Origin of the sequence: Mycobacterium sp. E3305 (assembly GCF_001666785.1) — a bacterium.
In the GTDB taxonomy this organism is placed as follows: Bacteria; Actinomycetota; Actinomycetes; order Mycobacteriales; family Mycobacteriaceae; genus Mycobacterium.
Map to the genome: position 1 here is coordinate 1 of NZ_LZJA01000077.1, position 16,865 is coordinate 16,865.

General features: G+C 69.6%; 17 protein-coding genes. 5 read left to right on the forward strand and 12 right to left on the reverse strand.

Translation table 11 applies throughout. From position 1 onward, the window contains the following. From A5701_RS07615 to A5701_RS07645, 7 genes are all read right to left on the reverse strand, one after another. The coding region (locus A5701_RS07615) for a PAS domain-containing protein (RefSeq protein WP_067750432.1) at positions 1–543 on the reverse strand (543 nt) is incomplete at its 3' end. Positions 544–618: 75 nt separating this feature from the next. Continuing rightward, complete coding sequence (locus A5701_RS07620) at positions 619–1,725, reverse strand: enolase C-terminal domain-like protein (RefSeq protein ID WP_067750465.1); 1,107 nt, start codon at positions 1,723–1,725, stop codon at positions 619–621. Continuing rightward, positions 1,722–2,738 carry an SDR family oxidoreductase gene (locus tag A5701_RS07625; protein WP_197499179.1) on the reverse strand — a complete coding sequence of 339 codons (1,017 nt, stop codon included), beginning with the start codon at positions 2,736–2,738 and terminating at the stop codon, positions 1,722–1,724. Before A5701_RS07625 ends, A5701_RS07620 begins: the two co-directional genes overlap by 4 nt. 15 nt (positions 2,739–2,753) lie before the next feature. Beyond that, positions 2,754–4,547 carry a glycoside hydrolase family 15 protein gene (locus A5701_RS07630; RefSeq protein WP_067750434.1) on the reverse strand — a complete coding sequence of 598 codons (1,794 nt, stop codon included), beginning with the start codon at positions 4,545–4,547 and terminating at the stop codon, positions 2,754–2,756. Further along, positions 4,540–6,243, reverse strand: coding sequence for a GMC family oxidoreductase (locus A5701_RS07635; protein WP_067750436.1), 1,704 nt, complete (start codon positions 6,241–6,243; stop codon positions 4,540–4,542). Before A5701_RS07635 ends, A5701_RS07630 begins: the two co-directional genes overlap by 8 nt. Further along, positions 6,243–6,989 carry a gluconate 2-dehydrogenase subunit 3 family protein gene (locus tag A5701_RS07640; protein WP_067750438.1) on the reverse strand — a complete coding sequence of 249 codons (747 nt, stop codon included), beginning with the start codon at positions 6,987–6,989 and terminating at the stop codon, positions 6,243–6,245. The genes A5701_RS07635 and A5701_RS07640 overlap by 1 nt, the downstream gene beginning before the upstream one ends. A 5-nt stretch (positions 6,990–6,994) precedes the next feature. Next, entirely contained in the window at positions 6,995–7,474 is a 480-nt protein-coding gene (locus tag A5701_RS07645; RefSeq protein WP_067750440.1) for a hypothetical protein, read from the reverse strand. A gap of 376 nt (positions 7,475–7,850) precedes the next feature. Here A5701_RS07645 and A5701_RS07650 point away from each other — a divergent pair, with 376 nt between their 5' ends. Beyond that, positions 7,851–9,296 (forward strand): HNH endonuclease signature motif containing protein, encoded by a 1,446-nt coding sequence (locus tag A5701_RS07650; protein WP_067750442.1) that lies wholly within the window; start codon positions 7,851–7,853, stop codon positions 9,294–9,296. A gap of 10 nt (positions 9,297–9,306) precedes the next feature. Here the strand turns inward: A5701_RS07650 and A5701_RS07655 are convergent, their stop codons facing one another. Then, positions 9,307–9,951 (reverse strand): MspA family porin, encoded by a 645-nt coding sequence (locus A5701_RS07655; protein WP_067750468.1) that lies wholly within the window; start codon positions 9,949–9,951, stop codon positions 9,307–9,309. A 203-nt stretch (positions 9,952–10,154) separates the two neighbouring features. Between A5701_RS07655 and A5701_RS07660 the strand changes: the two genes are divergently transcribed. Continuing rightward, complete coding sequence (locus A5701_RS07660; protein ID WP_067750444.1) at positions 10,155–10,394, forward strand: hypothetical protein; 240 nt, start codon at positions 10,155–10,157, stop codon at positions 10,392–10,394. A gap of 98 nt (positions 10,395–10,492) precedes the next feature. Here the strand turns inward: A5701_RS07660 and A5701_RS07665 are convergent, their stop codons facing one another. Then, positions 10,493–11,206: a crotonase/enoyl-CoA hydratase family protein gene (locus A5701_RS07665; RefSeq protein WP_067750471.1), complete on the reverse strand. Its 714-nt coding sequence runs from the start codon at positions 11,204–11,206 to the stop codon at positions 10,493–10,495. A 191-nt stretch (positions 11,207–11,397) separates the two neighbouring features. Here A5701_RS07665 and A5701_RS07670 point away from each other — a divergent pair, with 191 nt between their 5' ends. Genes A5701_RS07670 through A5701_RS07680 form a run of 3 tightly spaced genes read left to right on the forward strand, consistent with a single transcriptional unit; the run spans position 11,398 to position 15,081 of the window. After that, positions 11,398–11,802: a DUF4189 domain-containing protein gene (locus tag A5701_RS07670; protein ID WP_197504932.1), complete on the forward strand. Its 405-nt coding sequence runs from the start codon at positions 11,398–11,400 to the stop codon at positions 11,800–11,802. Between the two features lie 53 nt (positions 11,803–11,855). Continuing rightward, entirely contained in the window at positions 11,856–14,873 is a 3,018-nt protein-coding gene (locus A5701_RS07675; protein ID WP_156669976.1) for an acyl-CoA synthetase, read from the forward strand. After that, the gene (locus A5701_RS07680) at positions 14,866–15,081 is read left to right on the forward strand and encodes a Trm112 family protein (RefSeq protein ID WP_067750453.1); all 216 of its coding nucleotides are present in this window, start codon (positions 14,866–14,868) and stop codon (positions 15,079–15,081) included. Before A5701_RS07675 ends, A5701_RS07680 begins: the two co-directional genes overlap by 8 nt. Here the strand turns inward: A5701_RS07680 and A5701_RS07685 are convergent. From A5701_RS07685 to A5701_RS07695, 3 genes are all read right to left on the reverse strand, one after another. Continuing rightward, complete coding sequence (locus A5701_RS07685; RefSeq protein WP_067750456.1) at positions 15,047–15,670, reverse strand: TetR family transcriptional regulator; 624 nt, start codon at positions 15,668–15,670, stop codon at positions 15,047–15,049. The two genes, A5701_RS07680 and A5701_RS07685, sit on opposite strands and share 35 nt — an antisense overlap. Then, positions 15,670–16,488 carry an ABC transporter permease gene (locus A5701_RS07690; protein ID WP_197504933.1) on the reverse strand — a complete coding sequence of 273 codons (819 nt, stop codon included), beginning with the start codon at positions 16,486–16,488 and terminating at the stop codon, positions 15,670–15,672. Before A5701_RS07690 ends, A5701_RS07685 begins: the two co-directional genes overlap by 1 nt. Beyond that, positions 16,422–16,865, reverse strand: a 444-nt coding sequence (locus tag A5701_RS07695) for an ATP-binding cassette domain-containing protein (RefSeq protein ID WP_156669975.1), incomplete at its 5' end; no start/stop codon positions are given. The genes A5701_RS07695 and A5701_RS07690, both read right to left, overlap by 67 nt.

Genomic DNA, 16,865 nt, shown 5'->3' on the forward strand with positions numbered 1-16,865 from the left:
CACGCCCTTGGCCTGCTCGATTCGGGCGCGGGCGTCGGCCACCGCCGACAGGACCTTGTTGATGTCGGTCTGCAGCGAGTCGGTGACGTCGACGTAGAACCCGGACGTCCCGATCACGGTGCCGTGGTCGTCGAGCATCCGGTCGCCCGCGACGACGACGCACAGGGTGCGGCCCCCGGTGTCGACGATGCGGTGCCGACTGCTGAACGGCTTGCCCCGCATCACGCGGTCCAGGACGGCCGAGGCGCGTTCGCGGTCCTCGGGATGCTTGTGCTTGAGCAGCAGGTCCGTGGTGGGCTCGACCTGCCCGGGCCGGTACCCGTGCATCCGCGCGACCGCGTCCGACCACTCCCAGCGCTGGCCGTCCAGGAAGAACCGGAAGCGACCGACGCGCTGCGGTTCGCCCAGCCCCAGCACCAAGTCGACCGCGCTCAGGTCGTCCTCTGCCACCACGCCGGACATCAGCGCCTCCGACGCGGCCGCCTCCCGGGTGGGCTCCCCGTCGCGCCGGTGAACGGCCTCGTCCTCGAAGTTCACGGTCATCGCGCGTTGCCCTTCAGATCCGTAACTATGTCCCTGGCATATCAATGCCCACTTTTGCGCGGGTCCATGCACGGATCAGGCTTTTCGGTACGGCTCGGCGTCGGCGTGCTTGAAGTCCAGCCCCAGCCCGGGCCGGTGTTGGTCCGGCCGCAGGGCGCCGCCGTCGGGGGGCAGGGCGCCGTCGAAGAACATGTGCTCGATGCGGTGGTGATCGTGGAAGTACTCCAGGTGCCGCAGGTTCGGTACGGCGGCCGCCACGTGGGCGTGCAGGTTGGGGGCGCAGTGCCCGGACACGTCGACGTTGTGGGCGGCGGCGACGGCCGCGGCCCGCAGCCAGTCGGTGATGCCGCCGCAGCGGGTGACGTCGATCTGCAGGCAGTCGACCGCCCCGGCGGCCAGCATGCGGTGGAAGTAGACCAGGTCGTAGCCGTACTCGCCGGCGGTGACGTCCGGGGTCACCTGGTCGCGCACCTCGTGCAGCCCGGCGAGGTCGTCGGAGGAGACGGGTTCTTCGAACCAGGTGACGTCCTGGTCGGCCATCGCGTGGGCGACCCGGATCGCCTGCTTGCGGCGGTAGGCGCCGTTGGCGTCGACATAGAGTTCCACCTCGGGCCCGATCACGCTGCGCGACAGGGCGATCCGATCGAGGTCGCGGCGCTCGTCGGAGCCCCAGGACTCGCCGATCTTGATCTTGACCCGCGGAATCTTCCACTCGTCCACCCAGCGTTCCAGCTGGGCGCGGGTCTGCCGCTCGTCGTAGGTGGTGAAGCCGCCGCTGCCGTAGATCGGCACCGCGTCGTGCGCCATGCCGAGCAGCCGGCAGACCGGTAGCTCGAGCAGCTTGCCCTTGAGGTCCCACAGGGCGGTGTCGATCGCCGAGATGGCGCACGACACCAACCCGGGCCGTCCGTTGTTGCGCATCGCCCTGACCATCGCCTGCCAGCCGCCGGTGATGTCCAGCGCGCTGTGTCCGGTGAGCGTGCCCGCGAGCGCCCCGGTGATCAACGCCGCGCAGGCGCCGTCGGCGTACGTGTAGCCGATCCCGCGCCGCCCGCCGGCCGTGACCGCGGCCAGCACCAGCGTGGTCGACGACCAGGGCAGGGTACCGTCGGCTTCCGGTGCGTCGGTGGGGATTTCGTAGACCTGCGCGGTGACGTCGTCGACGGGCGCGTCGAGCGTCATCGGGTCCACCGGCGGGCCGCGAGCCACGCGCCGAGCCCCGCCGCCCCAAGCGCGCCGGTGCCGCTGGCGACGGGATGCTGCGACGCCCACAGTTGCGGGCTCAACGTGTGGGACTTGTCGTCGAACCCGCCGTGGGCGCCGTGGTCGCTGCCCGGCTCCTGGTCGAGCGGGTGCCACAGGTTGTGCGGCCGCCCCGCGCCGACGCGCTCGTCGGTCTGCTGCGAGTCGTACCCGGTGCGGCCCAGGTAGCGGTCCAGCAGCGGTGCGACGAATTTCTGCGCGAGCAGTGTCACCATCGTGGAATCCCCGACCCAATATTGTTTGCGCCCAGGGTGATCCGCGGCGTAGAGGACACCGCGGGCGGCGACCTCGGGCTGATAGATCGGGGGCACCGGCTGGGGATGGCGCGGCAGCCGGGACAGCACCCAGGAGAACTGGGGGGTGTTGACCGCGGGCATCTGCACGACGGTCACCCGCACCTTCGAGTGCTCGTGCAGCAGCTCGCAGCGCACCGATTCGGTGAACCCGTTGATGGCATGCTTGGCGCCGCAATAGGCGGACTGCAGCGGGATGGACCGTTGGCTGAGCGCGGAGCCGACCTGGACGATGGTGCCGCGGTCCCGCGGCCGCATCTTGTTCAGCGCCGCCATGGTGCCGTGCACGTAGCCGAGGTACGACACCTCGGTCACGCGTCTGAACTCCTCCGCGGTGATCTCGCTGAACGGCGCGAACACGGAGGTGAAGGCGACATTGACCCAGACGTCGATGGGCCCGAATGCGGCCTCGGTCTCGTCGGCGGCGGCGACGACCGCGTCGTGGTCGGCGACGTCGGTCGGGATGGCCAGCGCCTTGCCGCCACCGGCTTCTACGTCGCGCGCGGCGCCGTCCAGCCCGGCGGTGCCGCGGGCGAGCAGGGCCACGTTCGCCCCGCGCCGCCCGAACAATTGGGCGGCGGCCCGCCCGATGCCGGCGCTGGCTCCGGTGATCACGATTGTCTTCGGGGTCGGTGTCATCGCCGAAATCTCCTTTCAGCCGTGATGGACGGCGTCGTCGGCCAGGGTGGACGTGCACTCCAGCATCAGCGCGTGCGCGAAGGCCTGGGGAAGGTTGCCGCGCAGCTGGCGCTGCCGGACGTCGTATTCCTCGCAGAACAATCCCGGGGGTCCGCAGGCGGCGCGGTTGCGCTCGAACCAGCGCATCGCGCAATGGTCATGTCCCAGTTGGTGTTCGGCGAGCGCCATCATGAACCCGCAGAGCAGGAACGCGCCCTCGGCGTCGCCGAGGTCCCGCTCGTCGTGCCGGAAGCGGTAGACGAACCCGTCGTCGCTGAGCTGCTCGCGGACGGCGTCCAGCGTGGCCCTGGTGCGCGGGTCGTCGGCGGGCACGGCCCCGCGCACGGGCGCCAACAGCAGCGACGCGTCGGTGCCGCGCAATCGCGGACTGCGCTGCCAGTAGCCGCCCTGCGGGTGCAGGCTGCCGGCGGCGGTGTCGGCCAGGATCGCGTCGGCCAGCGACGTGCAGGCGGCCACCTCGGGGCCGCCGCCGGCCACCTTGGCGATGGCGCGCAGCCCGGCGACGCATGCCAGGCGGGACTGCGTCCAGTGCTCGTCGTCGATCTCCCAAATGCCCGCATCCGGTTCGCGCCAGCGCTTTTCGATCGCCCCGATGGCGGTCTGCGCGGCGCGCCACCCCTCGGCGTCGAGCCGGCCGGCATTGCCCGCCCGGGCCAGCAGCTGCAGCGCCTCCCCGAAAACGTCGAGCTGGAATTGCTGGTTGACCCAATTGCCCACCTTGTCGGTGCCCCCGGGATAGCCGGGCAGGTCGAGGTCTTCCTCGCCGGGCACGCTGTCGCCGGTCACGGTGTAGGCCGGCCTGAGGTCGGGCCCGTGTTCGAGTAGGCGGGCGCCGACGAATTCGACCGCGCGGTCCAGCAATTCGTTCGCGCCGACCGTCGCCGCAGCGATACCGGCGTAGACCTGGTCGCGGATCCACGCGTAGCGGTAGTCGTAGTTCCGGTTGGTGTGCGCGCGTTCGGGCAGGCTCATGGTCGCGGCGGCGACCATCCCACCGCCGCTGCTGGTCAACCCCCGCAGCACGGCGTAGGAGTGCCGCCCATCGCGCGGGGCGATGGTGCAGTTCAGCTCGGGCATGCTGCGGTGCCACGCGGCTTCGGTTGCTTCCCATGTGATGTCGGGGTCGGGCGGCCGGTCGGGGAGCGCGCGTTCGGAGAGCTCCAGCACGAAGTCGTGCCGACCGCCCTCGTCGACGGTGATCTCGCAGGTGAGGAGCTCCCCGCGGCCGCGCGCCCCCCGCACGGAGCGCACGTCGCAGCCGCCGGCCCAGCGCCATCGCAGCGGTCCCGACTTTCCGCTCCAGACCCCGTCGTCGACGCTCGCCTCGCCGCGGCCGTGGCGGCCGAACGCGGCGCTCGGCTGCAGCACCACCCGCACGCACGCGGTGCCGCGGCAGCCGATCAGGCGGCGCAGCAGCACCACCCGCTCGGGGTCGCCCGGAAAGGCAAGGGCCTCGCGGCATTCCACGATGCCATCGCGGGTGATCCACCGGTTGCGCCAGATCAGGCTGCCCGGCTCGTAATAGCCGCCCCACACGTGCCGCACGTCGGTCGGGGTGATCGCGTACATCCCGCCGCCCCCGATGAGGTTCGAGAACACCGCGTCCGAGTGCCACCGCGGCGCGCACATCCACGCCACGTCGCCTTGCGGCCCGATCAGGGCGCCCCGCTCGCCGTCGGCCAGCAGCGCGTATTCGCGCAACACCCGGGGGGAGTAGGTCGCCTCGACGTCGATCGTGTGGTCAGCCACGGACCCCCGCCTCCGCCGGTCGCCTCGCCACGACGTCGGTGCCGATCTTCCGGGTCGCCATCCGTTCGGCGAGCCGTGAGGCCAGCGCCATGATCGTCAGCGCCGGGTTCGCCGAGCCCTGCGTCGGACACACCGAGCCGTCCGCCAGGAACAGGTTCGGCACGCCCCACACCCGGTGATCGGAGTCCACCACCGAGTTGTCCGGGCGGGTGCCCATCCGGGCGCCGCCGATCAGGTGGGCGAAGCGCTGGATGGTGAGCACGTCCTGGGCGCCTGCGGCCTGCAGGATGTCGCCGATCACCTCGGTGGAGTAGGCCATGTTGGCCTTGTCGTTGTCGCACAACGTGTAATCGAACCGTGCCACCGGGAGGCCGTAGCGGTCCGTCTCTTCGGCGAGGGTGACCCGGTTTTCCGGCAACGGCAACAACTCGTTGAGCACGCCGATGGTCGCCCAGTGGTTGTAGTCGCGCATGTACTCCCGCAACGCGCGGCCCCAATGCCCGTCGGCCAGCACGTGTTCGGCCCATCCGATGGGCAGCGGCGAGACGGTCTGGATGGAGAAGCCGCGGGCGAACCCGCGCGACGCGTCGGTCTCGTAGAACTGCTCCGAGGACACCTCGGGGGGCGGGGCCTTGTACATCCGGATTTCTTCGGGCCACCGGCCCGCCGACTGCGTGGCGCCCTGCACCATCACATAGCGGCCGACCTGGTCGTCGTTGTTGCCCAATCCATTCGGGAAGCGTTCGCTCGCCGAGTTCAGCAGCAGGCGTGGCGTTTCAATGGAATACCCGGCGATCGCGACGGCCTTGGCCCGCTGCAGCCGTTCGGTGCCGCCGGCCTCGTCGTAGTAGACGACCCCGCGGGCAGTGCCGGTCTCGTCGAGCTCGACGCGCGCGGCCATGCAGTTGGCGCGGATCTCCACCGCGTGGGCCAGCGCGTCGGGCAGGTGCGTGACGTACGGGCTGGCCTTGGCGTTGACCTTGCAGCCCTGCAGGCAGTAGCCGCGGTAGATGCAGTGGGGGCGGTTGCCGAAGGTGCCGTTGACGATGCCGACGGGCCCGACCCGCATCTCGATGCCCAGCTGCATCGCGCCCCGCCACAGCTTGGCGGCGGCACCCGAAATGGGGTGTGGCGAGAAGGAGTAACGGTGCGGGTAACCCCACGGCCAGTTCTGTCCGGCCACCGGCAACTCGAGTTCGATGCGCTCGTAGTGGCGGCGGATGTCCTCGTAGCCGATCGGCCAGTCCGCCCCGACCCCGTCGAGGGTGTGGGTGTGAAAGTCGCTGGGATGGAACCGCGGGGTGTAGCCGGCGTAGTGGACCATCGAGCCCCCCACCCCGCGCCCGGAGTTGTTCTTGCCCAACTCGATCGGGTCGTCGCCGCCGATGATGCGCTTCTGCGTCCAGTACAGGGAATGGGAGCCCGCCTCGTCGGACACCCAGTCCTCGTCCGGGTGCCAGAATGGGCCCGCCTCGATGATCACCACCCGCCAGCCGGCGCGCGCCAGCCGTTGCGCCAGCACCGATCCGCCGGCGCCCGCCCCTACGACCACCAGGTCGACCTCGTCGTCGTCGCGGTAGCGCCGCATCGTCTTTTCGCCGGGCAGGTCGCGCGCGTGCACGTCGAGCAGGAACCGTGATTCGTTGTCCTTCGGCCCGATCGCCCCCCTCAGCAGCCCACGGAGCCGGTCGCCCATCACAGCTCACCCCGCTGAACCACGCGGACCGGGTCCTCGTCGGTGGCGCCCGGGGTCTCGAAGGGCTCGCGGGCGGCGGCCGGGCCGGTGGCGCCGCCGAGGCGCATGAACCCTCGCGGGTAGGCCGGTCCGCCGAACCCGATCTCGTTCCACGCCCACGGATGGGAGTAGAAGCCGGACAACACCATTCGCATGCACACCGACCAGGCGCGTTTGACGTTCATGCGCTCCCAGACCCCGCCGTCCAGGGCGCCCTGGGAGAATTGGTCGACGATCTCTTCGCGGGTGTCGGGCTCGGCTTCGGCGAACGACGCCTTGCCGTAGCGGCTGGACGCGGTCTCGTCGAGCCCCCGCAGCACCAGTCGCCAGGCGTCGCGGTCGTCGGGCATGTCGGCGTACTGGTAGCCGTCGAGGCGCCCGTCGGCGAGCTTGGAGTCGACGGATTCGGCCACCGGCACGCGCGGCTCGCGGTCCTGCGCCAGCACCGTGTCGCAGAACGCGCGCAGGCACGGCTCCTCCTCGGCGGTGAAAAACCGCAGCGGCCCGGGCGGCTCCAGCCGCGCCAGCACCACCTTTTTGGTGGCCTCGTCCCAGGTGTCGGTCGTTTCCAGCACGTCGAAATCCGGGTAGCGGCCGATCATTTGGGGTGTGACACCCCGGCGCTGCTTGGGTAGCCACGACGGGTGCGGGGGCTTGCGGTCCGCGCGCAGGTTGGGCAGGTGATCCGGGCGTGAGGTGTCGGCCATCGCGCTCAGCCCCGGAACCGCTCGCGCCGCAGGATCGAGGCCAGCAGCCCCATCGCCCCGACCATGCACATCAGTCCGGGGGCCGCGATCGGCGGGCCCATGGGCACGTTGTACGACGCGTTCTTCCACCCGCCCGGCTTGCGGGCGACCCCCCGCGCGTGCAGATATTCGCCCATCAGGCCGTTGGCGGTGTAGACGCCCGCGGTGATCGGCAGCCAGAGTTTGGCCCAGCGCCGCGAGAACACCCCGCCGATTCCGGCGACGACCACGGGCGGTGTCACCACGATCGGGCTCCACATCCACTTGTTGCCGAAGCTGGCCTTGTAGTGCTCGAAATAGATTTCCGCCGTCGTGACGACGGCCGCGATCGCCGTCAACCCGGACAGCGAGCGTTCGAAGCGACCGTGCGCGACGTTGTACAACGCCCGCTCGGCGAGGTGTTCGGCCTCGCCTGTGCGTCGACCGCCGTTGCCTGACAACAACATTGGGTTCCCTTCCTCGCTCGTTGGTTCATGAATTAGCCGACTGGCTGCGCGCGCGGATCCACGCGGGTATCCGGGACATATTGCGCGGCAAGCTGATCGGGTAGCCGCGCGCGGAGAAAGCATGCCGCCGTTTTGCCCATGCGTCACCTCACTCCTGAAACGAAACACGCTCAGGCGGCCACCGCGAAGAAGGCTCGCGATGACTGCCCAGATCTGGCATGCGCCCAGCTGCGTGTTTCAACCGAGGTGGTCCCGACGGCGCGTCGTGACCGAAGCGCATCCGCTGCGTACCCGATTCCCGTCGGCGTAAACAGTCCGATCGGTGTCGGGTTGACGGCCCATCGCGCCGCCCATCTACTTGTCGGAGGGCTGTCCTATGATCGAACATATGTTCGAGTACGCGCTGGCATCCCGTTCGACGCCGGAATCGGCGGCGTTGCTGGATCGGATGCGTGAGGCGGGGCGTGCGGAGGCACGGGCCGCCGCCGAACGTTTGGTAGCGGTAGGGGACCTGCTGGTGCTGCGCTGCCGCGATTCGGGGGAGCAGGCGGACTGGGCGGCCGACGCGTGGGAGGCGGTCGCCGCGCAGGTCGGTGCGGCGCTGGGATGCAGTGTGGCGATGGCGCACAGCTATCTGCGGTACGCGATGGCGATGCGCGAGCGGCTGCCGCAGGTCGGCAAGGCGTTCCAGGCCGGTGATATCGACTATCGCGCGTTCCAGACGATCGTGTTTCGCACCGATCTGATCACCGATGCCGACGTGTTGGCGCGGGTGGATGCCCGACTTGCGGCGTTGCTGTCACGGCGCCCCTCGCTGACCCGGGGCGGGTTGAGCGCGGCGGTGGATCGGGTGGTGGCGCTGGTGGATGCCGATGCGGTGCGCTGGGCCAGGGAGGCGATCAACGATCGGTTCGTGGACGTGCAAGCCAACGAGTCGGGCATGGGCTGGCTGGCCGGCAGCGTCTTGGGCGCCGACGGACATGCGCTGGACCGGCGGCTCGATGAGCTGGCCCGCAGCGTGTGTGGCGCCGATCCGCGTACCCACCGACAGCGGCGCGCCGACGCGCTGGGGGCGCTCGCCGCCGGGGCGGAGCGGTTGCGGTGCCAATGCGGAACGCCCGAGTGTGCAGCCACCGAGCGCACCCCGAGCGCTGTGGTGATTCACGTCCTAGCCGAGCAGGCCACCGTCGCCGGCCACGGAGCCGCCCCGGGTGTCCTGCCCGGGTTTGAGGGACTCCTGCCCGCCGAGGTGATCGCCGAGCTGGCCGGCTCGGCCAAGCTCGTGCCCCTGGGCGCCCCGGCCGAGGCGGAGCCGCGCCGCACCCCGTCGAGGGGGCTGGCCGATTTCGTGCGGTGCCGGGACCTGACGTGTCGGGCCCCGGGGTGTGACCGCCCGGCCGTCGACTGCGACATCGACCACACGATTCCCTACTCCGAGGGCGGTGCGACGCACCCATCGAACCTCAAATGCCTTTGCCGCCAACATCATTTGCTGAAAACTTTTTGGGGCTGGCGCGACGAGCAATTGGAGGACGGCACCCTGATCTGGCGGCTGCCCGACGGACACACCTATGTCACCACCCCGGGCAGCGCGCTGCTGTTCCCCGGCCTGTGCGCCCCCACCGGCGACGCCCCGGTCCTCCCGGCACCCGAGCGCTGCGGCGAACGCACCGCAATGATGCCGCGTCGCAAGAGAACCCGCGCCCAGAACCGGGCCCACCGCGTCTCCAGCGAGCGCCGGCACAACCGCCAAGCGCGGTTGGCCACCCAATCGACGTCCGCGGGTCCCGCACCCCCCGACGACGAACCCCCGCCGTTTTGATCCGGAGAGCTCAGACGGATTTGGTGACGCCGACGTAGGACAACACGACGTCGGATTCGTCGGTCACCTGGGTCAGGGTCGCGTAGGACCGGATGAACGACTGCCCGACGCAGCCGTCGATCTTGACGTGGAACCCGGTAACGATGACCCGGGGATTGGCGCCCTTGAAGTCTTTCTTGGCCACCGGTACGACGATGACGACGCCGGGCTTGAGCCCCACGGTGACCACGCCGTTCAGCGGTGTGGTGATCAGCGGGACGGCCACTGGCGTGCCGGCTCCCAGGCCCGCGATGCCGAGGCCCGGGCTGACGCCGGCGCTGCCCGCGATGGTGACACCGTTGGAGGTGCTCATATCGATCCCGCAGCCGATCTCGTAACCCACCTCGAGCACCCCGCGAGGCTGTTCGAGCCCGTCCAACGAACCGAAAAACGTTCCGCGGGCGAGGTATTCGCGGGACGAGACCGCGGTGGTCAACGGCGCGATGGGGGTTTGTGACTCGTCCCTGGCTGCAAGGGTCAGCGTCCAGCCTTCGGGCGTCGTGTAGGTAACCGGATCGGACGACGGCACCCGCCCTTCGTCCGGTGCGCCCGCGGTGGCCGCGGCGTTTTCGGCGTCGGGATCGGCGGCCGCCGGTGGCGCCGAGTTCACCGACATGACGACGCACAGCGCGAGAATCGCAGCGCGACGGACGTTGACGGCTACCGGCCACACGACCGATACCGTATGCGCGGCCGGATCCCGGGCCCGAAATTTACCGGCCGACCGGCCGAAGTCGTTTCGCGTTCGTGACCGTTATGGAACATCGGTGCGCAACTCTTACGGTAACCAGTGTTCCGGCGACCACGGAAAGGGTGGCGATGAATTCTCACCCGCGCGCTCTCGGACTGCTGGCGGGGGCGGTGATCCTCCTGGCTCTGACCGGCGGCACCGGCGTGGCGCATGCGGATTCGTCAGACCCGTCGGGGCCGGGCGTGCTCAATCAACTCATCACGTCGACCCCGGCGCTGTCTCCGGATCCCGCCGACGAAGGCGGTCCCACGGCGGGCTCGAACGCCGTCGGAATGTATTGCGAGAACCGATTCGCGCAGTGCCACTAGGCGGTTCGCGATCAGCGGGCCCGCCGATCCGTACTCCGAGGGCGGTCCGACGCATCCGTCGAATCCGAAATGCCCATGCCGTCAACCCTGTCGGACCATCACGTGCTGGAGCCGTGTCGGCCCGCCCCGTCCACGAACCGCATTGCGCCTGACTGCAATTCGGATGCCGAACGCGCCAAACTGTCGAACTCGAAGTCCATGGCCTCGGCCCCGCTTCGTCCCCATTGGTAGAGCGTCGACAGGCGGTCCGAGCGCAGGCATGTTTGCGGCAGCGCCGAGAGTTCGGCTGCCAGCTCCTCTGCTGCCTCACGGGCTGTGCCAGTGGGTACGACGCGATTCGCCAACCCGATAGCCAGCGCCTCGGTCGCGTCGACCGAACGTCCGGTGAGGATCAGATCCATTGCCCGACCGTGTCCGATCAGTCGGGGCAGTCGGACGGTGCCGCCGTCGATGAGAGGCAATCCCCAGCGTCGGCAGAACACTCCGAAGACGGCATCCGCCTCGACTACTCGCAAATCGCACCACACCGCCAGCTCGAGGCCGCCAGCGACGGCATAGCCACTGACAGCGGCAATCACCGGTTTGGACAAGGTCATCCGGCTAGGACCCATCGGACCTGGACCGGTTGGACTCACCGGGTTGAAGTCACCCGTCTCGGCTCCCTTCAAATCCGCGCCAGAGCAGAAATTCCCCTGATCTCCCCACAGCACGGCCACCGACGCGGACTCGTCATTGTCGAACTCCTCGAACGCGGCAAGGAGCGCGGCGGCAGCAGATCCATTGACCGCGTTGCGGGCCTCCGGACGATTCATGATCACGGTGGTGACGGGTCCGTTCTTCTCGACCCGAACACCGCCCTTGCCCTTGGGTTCAGTCGTCGCGCCCACGGCCTCGACGTTATCCGCACCAACCGCTGCGCCGATCGCGATCTGAACCCCCATTTCTAAAGGGCCTCATGGCCGGTTCTCACCTCGCTGAAAGCAAGGGCCGCGACGCTGAGTCAATGCCAAGCAGGACGGCCGGGCCGGCGGCGGTGGTGAGTGCTCTCGTCGTCGCCGGATGGCAAATGGCGACCCCGGTGGCCCGGGCCGACGTCGACTTCTACTGCAGGCCGGGCTGCTGGGGTGCGATCGCGGCGTCTCCGTCGACCGGCGAAGAGTCCATCCGCCTCAACTACCGCACCCGGCAGCAGGCTGAGGACGCCGCCGTGTTGTGGTGCGACGTCATGGGCAAGACCAACGACTGCCAGGCCCTCACGTCGGGGCTGGGGTGTCTGTCGATCGCCGAAGCCGGGGACGGGAACGCGTTGGCGGCGCGGGTCGCGCCGACCCTCGACGCGGCCGACGCGGCGGCGCTGGAGGGTGCGGGCCCCGGGGCCAGGATCGACCTGCACGACTGCAACGGTTGACCGCCCGGAGCAAATTACCTGGCCAGGACCGCCGAGCCCGCCGATGTGCCATGATGTCGGAGCTGTCAAGACATAAGGGAGCGGCCGTGGATCTCAACTTGTCGATTGTCACGCGACCGGTCGAGCGCCTGATTGCGACGGCGCAGAACGGGCTGGAGGTTGTCCGGCTGGGGGGCTTGGAAACAGGTAGCGTCCCATCGCCGTCGCAAATCGTCGAGAGCGTACCGATGTACAAGCTCCGGCGTTACTTCCCGCCCGACAGCCGGCGCGAGAAGCGGGTGGGTCCGCCGGTGCTGATGGTGCACCCGATGATGATGTCGGCGAACATGTGGGACGTCACGCGCGAGGAGGGCGCGGTGGGCATCCTGCACGCCAACGGGCTGGACCCCTGGGTGATCGACTTCGGGGAACCCGACAAGGTGGAAGGCGGCATGCGCCGCACCCTCGCCGACCACATCGTCGCGCTGAGTCAGGCCATCGACACCGTCAAGGACGTCACCGGCAGCGACATCCACCTGGTCGGCTATTCGCAGGGCGGCATGTGGTGTTACCAGGTCGCCGCCTACCGGCGGTCGAAGAGCCTGGCCAGCATCGTCACCTTCGGTTCTCCGGTGGACACCCTGGCCGCGCTGCCGATGGGCATCCCGGCAAACTTCGCCGCGCCCGCCGCCAACTTCATGGCGGACCACGTCTTCAGCCGGCTGGCCATCCCCAGCTGGATGGCGCGCACGGGCTTCCAGATGCTCGATCCGCTCAAGACCGCCAAGGCGCGCGTCGACTTCGTGCGCCAGCTGCACGACCGCGAGGCGCTACTCCCGCGCGAGCAGCAGCGCCGCTTCCTCGAACGCGAAGGCTGGATCGCCTGGTCGGGCCCGGCGATCTCCGAACTGCTCAAGCAGTTCATCGCCCACAACCGGATGATGACCGGCGGCTTCGCCGTCAACGGCCAGATGGTCACGCTCACCGACATCACCTGTCCGGTGCTGGCCTTCGTCGGCGAGGTGGACGACATCGGGCAGCCGGCCTCGGTGCGCGGCATCCGGCGCGCCGCACCCGACGCCGAAGTCTACGAATCCACCATCCGCACAGGCCATTTCGGCTTGGTCGTGGGATCGAAAGCGGCGCAACAGAGTTGGCCGACCGTCGCCGCCTGGGTGAAGTGGCTGTCCACCGGCGGCGACAAGCCGGAGGGCATCGATCTGATGGCCGACCAGCCCGCGGAGCACACCGACAGCGGCGTCGCGCTGAGTTCCCGGATCACGCACGGCCTGGGCGAGGTCTCCGAGGCGGCGCTGGGCATGGTGCGCGGCGCGGCCAACACGGTGGTCGCGGCCAACAAGTCGATGCGCACCCTGGCCGTCGAGACGGCCCGCACCCTGCCGCGCCTGGTCCGCCTGGGGCAGATCAACGACCACACCCGCATCTCGCTGGGCCGCATCATCGAGGAACAGGCGCACGACGCCCCGCAGGGCGAATTCCTGCTCTTCGACGGGCGCGTGCACACCTACGAGGCCGTCAACCGGCGCATCAACAATGTCGTCCGCGGCCTGATCGAGGTCGGCGTGCGGCAGGGCGACCGGGTGGGCGTCCTGATGGAGACGCGACCCAGCGCGCTGGTCGCCATCGCCGCCCTGTCGCGCCTGGGCGCGATCGGGGTGGTGATGCGACCGGATGCCGACCTGGCCGCGTCGGTCCGGCTCGGCGGGGTGACAGAGCTGCTCACCGACCCCGCCAATCTGGAGGCGGTGCTGGCGTCGGACCGCCAGGGGCTGCGTCAGGTGCTGGTGCTCGGCGGCGGCGAGTCGCGCGATCTGCACCTGCCCGACGACAGCGACGTCATCGACATGGAGCAGATCGACCCGGACGCCGTCCAGCTGCCCGGGTGGTACCGCCCCAACCCGGGGCTGGCCCGCGACCTGGCGTTCATCGCGTTCAGCGCGGCCGGCGGCGAGCTGGTGGCCAAGCAGATCACCAACTACCGCTGGGCGGTGTCGGCCTTCGGGACCGCCTCGACGGCCGCCCTGGACCGCCGGGACACCGTCTACTGCCTGACCCCGCTGCACCACGAGTCGGCGCTGCTGGTGAGCCTCGGCGGCGCGGTGGTCGGCGGCACCCGCATCGCGCTGTCCCGCGGCCTGGACCGCGACCGGTTCGTCCAGGAGGTGCGGCAGTACGGCGTCACCGTGGTGTCCTACACCTGGGCCATGCTCCGCGAGATCGTCGACGATCCCGCATTCGTGCTGCACGGCAACCACCCGGTGCGGCTGTTCATCGGTTCCGGCATGCCGACCGGCTTGTGGGGCCGGGTCGTCGACGCGTTCACGCCCGCGCACGTCGTCGAATTCTTCGCCACCACCGACGGACAAGCGGTGTTGGCCAACGTTTCCGGCGCGAAGACCGGCAGCAAGGGTCGCCCGCTGCCCGGCGCCGGACGCATCGAGCTGGCCGCCTACGACGCCGAGCACGACCTGATCCTGGAGAACGAGCGCGGCTTCGTCCAGGTCGCCGAGCCGAAACAGGTCGGGGTGCTGCTCGCCGCGTCCAACGGTCCGATCGACCCGACGGCGTCGGTCAAGCGGGGAGTGTTCGCCGCCGGCGACACCTGGATCTCCACCGAGTACCTGTTCTACCGCGACGACGACGGGGACTACTGGCTGGCGGGCCGGCGCGGCTCGGTGGTCCACACCGCGCGGGGCCTGGTGTTCGACGAGCCGGTCACCAACGTGCTGGGGTGCATCAACGGTGTCGACCTCGCGGTGACCTACAACGTGCCGCTGGGCGACCGGGAGGTCGCGGTGTCGGCGGTGACGCTGCTTCCCGGGGCCAGCATCACCGCGGCGGACCTGACGGACGCCGTCGCCAAGATTCCGATCGGGGTGGGGCCCGACATCGTCCAGGTCTGCCCGGAGATGACGCTGAGCGCGACCTACCGCCCGACCGTCAGCGCCCTGCGCGCGGCGGGAATTCCCAAGCCGGGCCGCCAGGTGTGGTACTTCGACGCCGACGGGCAGCACTTCCGAAAGCTGACCCCCGGCATCCGGTCCGAACTGAAGGGGCGCGCCGATGGTTGACGATTCGCTGCTGAGCATCCTGGTGTGCCCGGCCGACCGGGGTCCGTTGCTGCTCGTGGACGACGAATTGCTGTACAACCCGCGGCTGCGGCGCGCCTATCGCATCGAGGACGGCATTCCGGTGCTGCTCGTCGATGAGGCCCGAGATGTCGACGATGACGAGCACGCGCGCCTCATGGCACGATGCCGTCCGGCAGATCCCCGGTGAGGTAGCGCTGCAGGTTCGGTGCGATGGTCGCCGCGACCTGCTCGGCCGGCAACGAAGCGAACGGCTCCAGCTTGAGGATGTAGCGCGCCATCACCACGCCGACCAGTTGCGATGCGACGAATTGGACGCGGATGTGTCCGCTGCCGGGTGGATTGTCAACGCGCGGGCCCACTTCCACGGCGATCACGTCCTGGATGAAGGTGCGGAACAGGCTGACCTCCGAGCCGGCGATGATGGAGCGCAGGGCGGCGACGAACGCGGTGCCGACCTCGGAATCCCACAGCGGCAACAACATCGACGGGAGGGTGTGGCCGAGCTTGTCGACGGGTACCTCGCGCAGTTGGCCGATCACCTCCATCGGGTCGATCGGGATGTGGACGGCGGCGGCGAAGAGCTTTTCCTTGGTGCCGAAGTAGTGGTGCACCAGGGCGGAATCCACCCCGGCCGCCGCGGCCACCGCGCGTATCGAGGTATTGCGAATGCCGTTCCGGGCGAACAGCTCTCGCGCGTTGGAGAGGATTCGCTCACGGGTGTCGGAGCCGCCGGCCGGCCGGCCGGGCCGCCTGCGCTGGCTGTTGGTGATCGCCACTAGGCGGTCCGCCGTCGCAGCGTGGCCGCGGCCAGGCACAGCGCCGCGAGGGCGAAGCCCAGCACGACGATGATGTCGCGCACCGCGATGTAGGTCAGCTCGGGGTGCGCGCCCACCTGTTGCAGCGCCTCCAGCGCGTAGCTCGCCGGCATCACGTTGCTGACCCACTGCAGCCAGTGCGGCATCAGCGCCCGCGGCACGATGATGCCGGCCAGCAACAGCTGCGGCACCATCACCAGCGGGATGAACTGCACCGCCTGAAACTCGGTGCGCGCGAACGCACTACACAATAGCCCCAGGCCCACGCCGAGGACGGCGTTGACGATCGCGATCACGAACACCCACGCGGGGCTGCCTGCGGTGTCGAAGCCGAGCAACCAGAACGACACGACGCACGCCAGCACCGCCTGCGCCGCGGCGGCCACCGAGAAGGCGCTGCCGTAGGCGATCAGCAGGTCGAACCGGCGCAGGGGAGTGGTCAGGATCCGCTCCAGCGTCCCGGAGGCCCGTTCGCGCTGCATCGTGATGGCCGTGATGATGAACATGACGAACAGCGGGAACAGGCCGAGCAGGATCAGGCAGGCGTTGTTGAACGGCGCAGGCGTGCCGGGCCGATGCGGCGCGTTCTGAAACATGTAGTACATCAACGTGATCACCAAGACCGGCACGAACAGGATCATGGCGACGCTGCGGTGGTCGGCCGCCAGCTGGCGCAGGATTCGCGTCGTGGTGGCGGTGTAGCCCTTGAGCCCTAGCCGGCCTGGCGCATGGTGCTGCGCTTGATGATGGACAGAAACGCGTCCTCCAGTGACGTGCATCCGGTGTCCTCTCGTAGTTGGGCCGGGGTGGTGTGGGCAAGCAGGTGACCGTCGCGCATCAGCAGCAGGTCGCCGCAGTGGTCGGCTTCGTCCATGACGTGGCTGGAGACCAGCAGCGTGGTTCCGCCGCGGGCGAGCTCGGCGAACTGCTCCCAGAGATCCGCGCGCAGCACCGGGTCCAGGCCGACCGTGGGCTCGTCGAGCACGAGCAGGTCGGGCCGGCAGACCAGCGCGCAGGCCAGCGACACCCGGGTGCGCTGGCCGCCGGAAAGGTTGCCGCAGAACGCGGTTCGGTGGTCGGCCAGCCCGACCCGCTCGATCGCGTCGTCGGCGGCCTGGTGCTCGAAACCGTACAGCGCGGCGAAGTAACGGACGTT

What these genes read in the sequence shown, in the direction of transcription:
- A5701_RS07640 (WP_067750438.1), bottom strand. Translation starts at nt 6,989, where the DNA reads ATGGCCGACACCTCACGCCCGGATCACCTGCCCAACCTGCGCGCGGAC.
- A5701_RS07670 (WP_197504932.1), top strand. Translation starts at nt 11,398, where the DNA reads ATGCCAAGCAGGACGGCCGGGCCGGCGGCGGTGGTGAGTGCTCTCGTC.
- A5701_RS07625 (WP_197499179.1), bottom strand. Translation starts at nt 2,738, where the DNA reads ATGACACCGACCCCGAAGACAATCGTGATCACCGGAGCCAGCGCCGGC.
- A5701_RS07635 (WP_067750436.1), bottom strand. Translation starts at nt 6,243, where the DNA reads ATGGGCGACCGGCTCCGTGGGCTGCTGAGGGGGGCGATCGGGCCGAAG.
- A5701_RS07660 (WP_067750444.1), top strand. Translation starts at nt 10,155, where the DNA reads ATGAATTCTCACCCGCGCGCTCTCGGACTGCTGGCGGGGGCGGTGATC.
- A5701_RS07650 (WP_067750442.1), top strand. Translation starts at nt 7,851, where the DNA reads ATGATCGAACATATGTTCGAGTACGCGCTGGCATCCCGTTCGACGCCG.
- A5701_RS07675 (WP_156669976.1), top strand. Translation starts at nt 11,856, where the DNA reads ATGTCGGAGCTGTCAAGACATAAGGGAGCGGCCGTGGATCTCAACTTG.
- A5701_RS07655 (WP_067750468.1), bottom strand. Translation starts at nt 9,951, where the DNA reads ATGTCGGTGAACTCGGCGCCACCGGCGGCCGCCGATCCCGACGCCGAA.
- A5701_RS07620 (WP_067750465.1), bottom strand. Translation starts at nt 1,725, where the DNA reads ATGACGCTCGACGCGCCCGTCGACGACGTCACCGCGCAGGTCTACGAA.
- A5701_RS07680 (WP_067750453.1), top strand. Translation starts at nt 14,866, where the DNA reads ATGGTTGACGATTCGCTGCTGAGCATCCTGGTGTGCCCGGCCGACCGG.
- A5701_RS07690 (WP_197504933.1), bottom strand. Translation starts at nt 16,488, where the DNA reads ATGCACGTCACTGGAGGACGCGTTTCTGTCCATCATCAAGCGCAGCAC.
- A5701_RS07665 (WP_067750471.1), bottom strand. Translation starts at nt 11,206, where the DNA reads ATGAATCGTCCGGAGGCCCGCAACGCGGTCAATGGATCTGCTGCCGCC.
- A5701_RS07645 (WP_067750440.1), bottom strand. Translation starts at nt 7,474, where the DNA reads ATGTTGTTGTCAGGCAACGGCGGTCGACGCACAGGCGAGGCCGAACAC.